This is a genomic window from Bradyrhizobium genomosp. III, from assembly GCF_000261705.1.
In the GTDB taxonomy this organism is placed as follows: Bacteria; Pseudomonadota; Alphaproteobacteria; order Rhizobiales; family Xanthobacteraceae; genus Bradyrhizobium; species Bradyrhizobium ottawaense.
Genome location: NZ_AJQF01000229.1, coordinates 1 through 6363, shown reverse-complemented (window position 1 = coordinate 6363; position 6363 = coordinate 1). Strand labels below are relative to the sequence as shown.

7 protein-coding genes and 1 tRNA gene are annotated in these 6363 nt (G+C 63.9%); 6 read left to right on the top strand and 2 right to left on the bottom strand.

Annotated elements, in window-relative coordinates:
- The 3 genes from IC66_RS0120085 to IC66_RS0120075 all read left to right on the top strand — a co-directional run.
- The coding region (locus tag IC66_RS0120085; RefSeq protein WP_038948788.1) for a MerR family transcriptional regulator at positions 1-462 on the top strand (462 nt) is incomplete at its 5' end.
- Between the two features lie 128 nt (positions 463-590).
- A tRNA-Pro gene (locus IC66_RS0120080) sits at positions 591-668 on the top strand.
- Positions 669-735: 67 nt separating this feature from the next.
- Positions 736-1692 carry an outer membrane protein gene (locus tag IC66_RS0120075; RefSeq protein WP_083859306.1) on the top strand — a complete coding sequence of 319 codons (957 nt, stop codon included), beginning with the start codon at positions 736-738 and terminating at the stop codon, positions 1690-1692.
- Positions 1693-1720: 28 nt separating this feature from the next.
- On the opposite strand, the gene IC66_RS0120070 is transcribed toward IC66_RS0120075, so the two are convergent.
- On the bottom strand, positions 1721-2344 hold the full coding sequence (locus IC66_RS0120070) for a TetR/AcrR family transcriptional regulator (RefSeq protein WP_038948786.1): 624 nt from the start codon (positions 2342-2344) through the stop codon (positions 1721-1723).
- Positions 2345-2464: 120 nt separating this feature from the next.
- Here IC66_RS0120070 and IC66_RS0120065 point away from each other — a divergent pair, with 120 nt between their 5' ends.
- Positions 2465-3439 carry an alpha/beta fold hydrolase gene (locus IC66_RS0120065; protein WP_038948785.1) on the top strand — a complete coding sequence of 325 codons (975 nt, stop codon included), beginning with the start codon at positions 2465-2467 and terminating at the stop codon, positions 3437-3439.
- Positions 3440-3559: 120 nt separating this feature from the next.
- Here IC66_RS0120065 and IC66_RS0120060 read toward each other — a convergent pair whose 3' ends face one another.
- Complete coding sequence (locus IC66_RS0120060) at positions 3560-3799, bottom strand: hypothetical protein (protein ID WP_007611067.1); 240 nt, start codon at positions 3797-3799, stop codon at positions 3560-3562.
- Between the two features lie 612 nt (positions 3800-4411).
- Between IC66_RS0120060 and IC66_RS0120055 the strand changes: the two genes are divergently transcribed.
- Positions 4412-5383 (top strand): SDR family NAD(P)-dependent oxidoreductase, encoded by a 972-nt coding sequence (locus tag IC66_RS0120055; RefSeq protein WP_038948784.1) that lies wholly within the window; start codon positions 4412-4414, stop codon positions 5381-5383.
- A gap of 251 nt (positions 5384-5634) precedes the next feature.
- A partial coding sequence (locus tag IC66_RS0120050) for an alpha/beta hydrolase family protein (protein ID WP_038948782.1) occupies positions 5635-6363 on the top strand: 729 nt, incomplete at its 3' end.

Genomic DNA, 6363 nt, shown 5'->3' with positions numbered 1-6363 from the left:
GGCGGCCGCCGCTATTACCGCCCCGACGATGTCGACCTGCTCAAGGGCATCCGCCGGCTGCTCTACGGCGAGGGCTACACCATCCGCGGGGTGCAGCGGATCCTGAAGGAGCACGGCGTCAAATCGGTGCAGGGCCTCGCCGACAGCGCCGCCGCGGTCTCGTTCGGCGCCATCGAGGACGCCATCGGCGCCAGCCTGATGGAGCCCGAGGACGAGGAGGCGCCCATCAAGGGCGTCGCCGACAGCGACGATGACGACTACCAGGGGGATGAGGAGGAAGGCATCGACTTCCGCTTCACCGAGGTCGACGACGAGGACATCCTCACCACCTTCCGCAAGGGCGGCACGATGGCCGCAGCCCCGGCTGGCCCCAGTGCGCTGGACCGGGAGCGCCTCGGACGCGTCCTCGCCGACCTCGTCGCCTGCCGCGAAATGCTGGATCAGGCGCTGAAGGACGGGTGAGGAGCGGGTTCAGTCGGCTTTGCCGGCAGTTCCGGGCGCTTGGGCTCCGAGCCCACGGAGGGAGAGGCACCAAAATGCTGTGGCCTCGCCTTGCGCATCGCGCCGATCCTAGCTAATGGAACGACGTTCGGAGCGTGGCGCAGCCCGGTTAGCGCACTAGTCTGGGAGACTAGGGGTCGGAGGTTCAAATCCTCTCGCTCCGACCATTTCAAAGAATCAAATTTTCGGGCGGGTTACCGCGGGCCGCACGTTTGCGGTTGCAACGTTCCGCGAGTGTTGCCTTGGCGTCACAGCGTGCAGCGTCAACATGATTTAAGAATTTCGGGCGCGTTGGAATCGCGGAGGGGGCGTCCCGTGAGAAGAGTGCTGGCCGCTGTAGCAGTCTTGGCGAGTGTCGCGTCGGGGGCGGAAGCTGCTGACCAAAGCCCTTCACTTTTCACGAAAGCGCGCACAGCTGACCCCAGCCCAAGCTGGACGGGATTTTATGTAGGCGGCAACGTTGGCGGGGCATGGGCAAACCGGTCCGTGGGTTTTACGAGTGACGCCGCTTCCGCTTTCCTTTTCAATCCCGGAGTTCCGCTTGTAGCTCCGTTTGCGGGGCAGGTTGCTCTCAGCGCTCACGATTTTTCGATCAATGGTGTAACGGGAGGTTTGCAGGCGGGCTACAATTGGCAGCTGGGTGGCAAATGGCTCGTCGGCGTTGAAGGCGACTTGAGCGCATCCAGCTTGCGCGGAAGCGGTCGCGAAACCGCGCCGATTCTGCCCCCAGCTTTCACACAGACCATCTCGGCCGAGCAAAAGATTGATTGGTGGGGGAGTATTCGTGGGCGCTTTGGGGCGCTGGTCTCGCCTAGCGTTCTTCTGTATGGGACCGGCGGCTTCGCTTTTGGTCGGGTGGCGACATTTGACGACTATATCGTAAACGGACCGCCTGGAGGCTTCAGTATCTCCGTCAGCGGCACTTCATTTGCTTGTACAACGGGATTGACGTGCTTCACGGGGAGCAATTCCCGCATTCAGACCGGCTGGACGTTGGGTGGAGGCGGCGAATGGCGCTTTGCGCCTCGTTGGAGCTTCAAGGCCGAATATCTTTACGTTGACCTCGGCAAATCGTCAGTGACGGCAATCGCACTCGCAACGGGCATTGGTCCGAACCTGTCCAGATACACGGCGAATTTTGGCCGGGCGGATTTCCACGTGGCGCGCGTGGGCGTGAACTATCACTTTTGAGCTTTGGAGCAGATCTCCGTAAGGGCCCCTACCTCAAATACCCCACCACCATCCGCGTCGTCTCGTCCACCAGCGTCCGCACCATCTTCTCCGACAGCATCTCGGCGCCGTGCAGCACCGTGTTGTGCGCGATCGCTTCGATCGCGCTGACGCAGATGAAGGTTGCGACATCGAGATCGACCTTGCGCATCTCCTTGCGGCGGCTTTCGAGATAGGCGCGCACTAACGTTTGGATCTCTCGGTTGTAAGCTTCGACGTCTTTGAGCTGGCCGGTGCGTGGGATCTGCTCGGCGAGGACGCGGTGTAGCTTCGGATTGATGCGGTGGGCGTCGATCGCGACGGTGACGAGTTTTCGCACCGCCTTGTCGATCGGCAGATCGGCGACTTCAACGAGCGCGGCGCGGACGATGCCCATGATCTCGTCGTTGTGACGGTCGATCACGGCGGCGACGAGCGCTTCCTTGCTTGGAAAATACTGGTAGAGCGAACCGACGCTGACGCCGGCGATTTCGGCGATGCGGTTGGTGCTGGCCTTCTCAAAACCTTCGCGGACCAGAATGCGAGCGGTCGCCTCGACCAGAGCGTCGATGGTGGCGCGTGATCGCGCCTGCGAGGCATTTTTCCGGGGTTTTGTCGGCGGTTGGCGAGCCACGATCTTTTGATCCGAATGCGAGTAGGAAAAGCGAGCGAATACTCGCATTATATCGGCAGGTGGCGGTGGGTCGGCAAGCCCCTTGTCGCCGTTTCGAAAGTGCCAGATGGGGATGTGGCCATGAGCGTTGCCAGACTAGTGTCGGCCTTGCAGTTCTGCCCGGGCGGTTGCGTGTTCGGTCCACCGGCCCGGCGCGATCCCGCCCCAAGCCTGCAAAGTCGCGTCTTCAACATGCTGCTCGCCCTGCTGCCCTACAAGCAGCAGCTGGCATCAATCGAAGCCGTGCAGGCGCATGTGCAGAAGCTCGCCTTGCAGCCGGCCTCTTACGAGCCGACGGGCCTGGGGCGCGGCGTCGAGGCGACGCTGACCAAGATGGGCGGCTGGCCGGTCTATTACACCGCGCCGTCGTCGGGCTTTGAGGACTGCAACTACGTCATGTTCCTGCACGGCGGCGGCTTCATCAACGAGATCGCGCCGGCGCATTGGCGCTTCGTCGGCGAGATGACGCGCAAGGCGCGCGTGTCGTGCGTTGTGCCGATCTATCCGCTGGCGCCGCGCGCGACTGCCAAGGACGTCGTGCCGGCGACGGGCGAGCTGTTGCGCATGCTGCTGGAAGACGCCGGACCCGCAAAGGTCACGGTGGTCGGCAATTCGGCCGGCGCTGGCCTCGCGCTCGCCGCGTGCCAATGGCTGCGCGATCGCGGTCATCGACAGCCGGCGCGGCTGGTGCTGATCTCGCCCGCGGCAGATGCGTCGGTCAGCCGTCCCGAGCAAATCGAGATCGCCGCGCGCGATCCGATCCAGGACATTCCGGGGATCGTCGAGGCCGGGCGGCTCTATGCCGGCGAGCTCGATGTCGGCCATCCCTTCGTCAGTCCGCTCAACGGCGCCTTCCGCTTCCTGGCGCCGATGACGATCTTCGCTGGGACTCGCGATCTGCTCTATCCCGACAGCGTCGATCTCGCCGAGCGGGCGAGGGCGGTGGGCGTGCCGGTCGAGCTGCATCTGCTGCGTGACCAGCCACACAACTACGCGCTGATGCCGACGCCGGAAGGGCGCAAGGCGCGTGCGCTCATCATGCGCATGGTGGCTTAGGGGGACGGTGTGACCGTGGTCACAGGGCGCGCCGCCTCGATGGGGCTGGCGCTGACGGTGCTCGCGCGGAGGGCACGGCGGCCCCCGGGCGTTTCCTCGGATCAGTAGTTTTGCGGGGCCTTAGGCGTGGCCCTTGATCTCGTAATGGCCGGGCACGCATTTGTACCGATCCAGGCGCCAATTGGCGTGATAGATCGGATGCTCGCCCATCCATTTCGCGAGCGGCGCCTGTGCGCCGATCGCACATTGCATCATCGACATCTCGGGCGTCATGTTGCTGTCGGTCACGATTTCCTCGATGCAACTGCCTGAGCTGGCTGCACTCAGCCGGCAGAGCACGGCAACGACGGTCACGAACATTCCTGTCACCTCATCGGTAGTTTCAGACCACGAAGAGGATGCAAGCGGAGTGCCAGAGCCTGTGACACGCAAACAACACGCTGGCCTGGCCGACTCGACCCAGCATCCGGAGTCCATTTGATGATTCGGATTGTAAAAAAATGCCCATAAACCGAAGCCGGACAAATACGGGAACCGGGCATTTTTGCCCGACTGTGGCGGCAGCGACGCGGGCGCTCTCTCGCAACGGCCGGGCTATCGCGTGTGCTTCCTGGCGATGGCCGAGCAAGCGCCTCGTCCTCCGAGACGACCGCTGCGCGGTCTCCTCCGGATGAGGCTGATGAACATCGGTGCTCGTTGAAGCTGCTGCCACGCACCCAGTCCTCATCCTGAGAGCCCGCCAACGGCGGGCGTCTCGAAGGATGTGCCGCGGGCGAGGCTGCCTCACATGCACGGACCGCGTGGCAACAGCACCGGAACGGCCAATAGTCCGCGCGCCGAAATAACTGATGCTGAAGATTGCATCGCCGATCCGCTTTCATTTGCGGATGCGGCGCTGCTACATTTCGTGCGCGCTCCAGTGAGTGCGCGATGACGAAGAAACATACCGACAAGGGAGGGGCCGAAAGTCCCATGAAGGATTTCGCAGGAAAGATCGCAGTCATCACCGGCGGCGGCACGGGAATGGGGCGCGAGCTCGCGCGGCAACTCGTCGCCGAAGGCTGCAATGTCGCGATGTGCGACGTCTCGGAGGCCGCGATGGCGGAGACCAAGCGACTCTGCGAGATCGAGAAGCTGCCGCAGGGCCTGCGCGTCACGACGCATGTCGCGGACGTCTCGATCGAGGATCATCTGAAGCGCTTTCGCGACGAGCTCGCCGAGCAGCAGAAGACCGACAGGATCCACCTGCTGTTCAACAATGCCGGCATCGGCGGCGGCGGCAGCCTGTTCACCAACACGCGCGAGCAGTGGGAGCGCACTTTCAACATCTGCTGGGGCGGCGTCTATCTCGGCGTGCGCACTTTCCTGCCGATGCTGGTCGCGGCGGACGAGGCCCACATCGTCAACACCGCGAGCGTCAACGGCTTCTGGGCCTCGATCGGCATGGGCCAGGCGCACACCGCCTACAGCTCGGCCAAGTTCGCGGTGAAGGGATTTACCGAAGCGTTGATCAACGACCTCCGCCTGCATGCGCCGCACGTCAAATGCTCGGTGGTGATGCCCGGTCACATCGGCACCTCGATCGTCTCCAACTCGCGCAAGGTGCAGAGCGCCGACGGATCGGAGCGACTCAATGCCGACGAGGTCGCGCTGACCCGCAAGCGGATGGTCGCGGCCGGCGTGCCGGATGCCGACAAGATGTCGGACGAGGACATCCAGGCGGCGTTCGCCGAACGCGCCCGCAGCTTCCTGGAGGATGCGCCGACCACGGCTGCGCAAGCCGCGAAGATCATTCTCGACGGGGTCAAGGCGGAGCGCTGGCGCATCCTCGTCGGCGAGGACGCTGAGCGACTCGACGAACGCGTGCGCGCCACGCCGGAGCAGGCCTATGACCGCGCCTTCTACGAAAGCTTTACGCAGGAGGTCGGCTGGCGGCTCGGTTGAGACCGCCTCGAAAGGCGCGCCGATATAGGTATGATAATCATCATGGCAAGAGGCGCGCAGGTAATTGTACGTGCCACCTCCTGCCAATGTTCGTCGCCTCATGACGAATTGGAATGTCACGCATGCGAGGGGGCCGTTTCGTTCAAGCGATGGTGATCTCGAACGGCTCTCATTCGGTGCACGGCTGCTTGGTCGGTAAACTGAAATAGTTTACTCAATCGGGGATAACGCGATGATAGAGCGTAGCTCCGATGATTCCCGCATGCCTCTCCGACGACTGGATCCTTTGCCCGGAGCGGGAGGACATCTCCGCTGAATTTACGCGGCTCTTGACCGCGGCCCAGGAGGGCGGCGCCACGATCGCCGAATGCCTGATGATCGCGCGGCAGCTGAAGCGCGGTGACGACCGGTCCTGGCATCGCGAGTGGAAGAAGCTGGCGCAGGCCAATCGGCAGCGCGCCGAGGCCGCGTTCGCGGAAGGCCACATGGCGAGCGCGCAGCGCAACTGGCTGCGCGCCATGAACTACTACGGTGCGGCGGCGATGCCGCTCGACCCGGCCGACGAGCGCCGCTGGGTTGCGGTGCTCGCGATGCAGGAATGCGCCCGCCGCTATCTCGCGGCGCGCGGGCCCGCCGGCGAAGTCGTGACCATCCCCTGGCTCGACGGACATGCGTTGCAGGGCTACTTCATTCCCGCGCCGACGGGAAGCGGACGGGCTCCGACCGTGATCTGCATCGGCGAGCCCGGCCATCGCAAGGAGGAATTCCTGTTCAAGCTCGTGCCGCATGCGCGCGAGCGTGGATTCTCGATGCTGGCGCTCGATTTGCTCGGCGACCAGCGCGACGACTATCTCGACGCGCTGTTGCGGCGCCGGGATCTCGAGAGCGCAATTCCCGGCGTCATGGACTATCTGGAGACGCGCGGCGACATCGATTTCGCCCGGGTCGGGATCATCGCGGACGGCTGGGGCTCGTCCTTC

Excerpts from the sequence above, each read along its gene's own strand:
- IC66_RS0120065 (WP_038948785.1), top strand. The coding sequence starts at position 2,465 with ATGAGCGTTGCCAGACTAGTGTCGGCCTTGCAGTTCTGCCCGGGCGGT.
- IC66_RS0120060 (WP_007611067.1), bottom strand. The coding sequence starts at position 3,799 with ATGTTCGTGACCGTCGTTGCCGTGCTCTGCCGGCTGAGTGCAGCCAGC.
- IC66_RS0120055 (WP_038948784.1), top strand. The coding sequence starts at position 4,412 with ATGAAGGATTTCGCAGGAAAGATCGCAGTCATCACCGGCGGCGGCACG.